Source organism: uncultured Candidatus Kuenenia sp., from assembly GCF_900696675.1.
GTDB classification, from domain to species: Bacteria; Planctomycetota; Brocadiia; order Brocadiales; family Brocadiaceae; genus Kuenenia; species Kuenenia stuttgartiensis_A.
Genome location: NZ_CAADGZ010000250.1, coordinates 1 through 1,869 on the forward strand (window position 1 = coordinate 1; position 1,869 = coordinate 1,869).

General features: G+C 47.6%; 1 protein-coding gene. It reads left to right on the forward strand.

Annotated elements, in window-relative coordinates; genetic code table 11:
* On the forward strand, positions 1-1,835 hold a 1,835-nt coding region (locus QZT26_RS17420; RefSeq protein WP_295103995.1), incomplete at its 5' end, for an IS4 family transposase.
* Positions 1,836-1,869: the final 34 nt, after the last annotated feature.

The following is a 1,869-nucleotide window of genomic DNA, read 5'->3' on the forward strand; positions in this document are numbered from 1 at the left end:
ATTACGGATGGATAGGAGGGCTAAGTTATAGTGCCTGTGCCAGACGGGTGGAAAGTCGCGACGAGTGGATAGGATGGACGGAGGAAGCACGTAAGCGGAATCATACGTTTGTTATCAATAACAGTCGGTATTTAATAGCGCCTACGGTAAGAGTAAAATGTTTGGCATCGCATGTATTGGCAAAATGCCAAACACGTTTGGTAGATGATTGGGAAAGAGTGTATAAATATCGTCCTGTACTTTTAGAAACCTATGTGGAACGAGGACGGTTTTCCGGAAGCTGTTATCGGGCAGCTAACTGGAAGTATGTTGGAGGCACGGAAGGTCGAGGACGAAAAGGAACAGGTGCAACGGTCAAAGACGTTTATGTTATGCCGTTGCAAAAGAAATGGCAGGCGGTGTTGTGTTGTTGTGCCGATGGCAAAGTACATGTTCGCCAAAGAGTGGCACAAAAAGAGCCTCGGGATTGGATAGAGGCGGAACTTGGAGGAACAAAATTGGGCGATGCACGATTGACATCAAGACTTTTAGAAATGACAGGTATGTTTTATGACAAACCTTTGGCAAACATTCCGCAGGCGTGCGGTTCAGTCAGTGCGACTAAGGCTGCATACCGATTCCTTGACAATGAGTATGTAGATTGGAGGGCGATATTGCAAGCTCATTATGAGGCCACGGAAGAGCGTGTGAAGGAGAATAGTTTGGTTTTGGTAGCGCAAGATACTACGACTCTGAATTATAGCACACATCCGAATACGCAGGGGTTAGGACCAATAGGTACTAAGAGTGAAAAAGTTCGTGGACTGATGGTGCATGATACGATGGCGTTTACTGAAAGTGGTACACCCTTGGGACTTCTGAATGTGCAATGCTGGGCGCGGGACGGAATAGGCAGCAAACATGAACGACACAAGAAGCCTATCGAAGAGAAGGAAAGCTGGAAATGGGTGGAGAGTTACCATGCAGTATCGCAAGTACAGAAACGCTGTCGAAACAAATCTTTGCTGGTGGTTGTGGCAGATCGTGAGGCCGATATTCACGAGGTATTCGCTGAGCAGTATAATACGCCTGATGGCGCTCAGTTGCTGATCCGTGCAGAACGTTCGCGCAATAGAAAGGTTGTTGATGATAAAGAATCATGCGAGTTTTTGTGGACTAAACTGGAACAGCAACCGGTTATAGGTACCCGCGAAATATTGATACCTCCGAGTGAGAAACGCTCCGCACGTCAGGCAATACTTATGGTACGAACGATGCCTGTTACGCTGTGCCCACCTATGCTAAAAAAGAATATGCCTGCGGTCAGGGTGTGGGTGGTGCTGGCGCAGGAAGTCAATCCGCCTATCGGAATTGATGGGTTAGAATGGATGCTGTTAACCACAGTTGCGGTTAAGCATGAAAAAGATGCTTACGAACGTTTGGAATGGTATGCTCGCCGATGGGGTATTGAGTGTTATCATCGTATTATCAAGAGCGGTTGTCGTGTCGAGGCCCGGCAGTTGGAGAGTGCTCGTCGTCTATGCAACGCTTTGGCCATTGATATGATTATAGCTTGGCGTATCCATTACCTGACTACTTTAGGACAAGAAACACCTGATGTCCCTTGTACTGTCTACTTCAGCGATTCTGAATGGAAAGCATTGACAACTTTTGCGAACAAGGTCAAGGAGCCTCCTGATTTACCTCCAAGCCTCAATGATGCCGTGCGGCTTTTAGGTAAACTTGGCGGTCATCTGGGCCGCCGTGGTGATGGCCATCCCGGAAGTGAAGTACTTTGGCGAGGCATGTCACGTTTGGCTGATATTGAAGTTGCTTACGAACTTTACACCACTTAGCCTTCAGCTCAATTGGCCGTACAACTACGGTGCT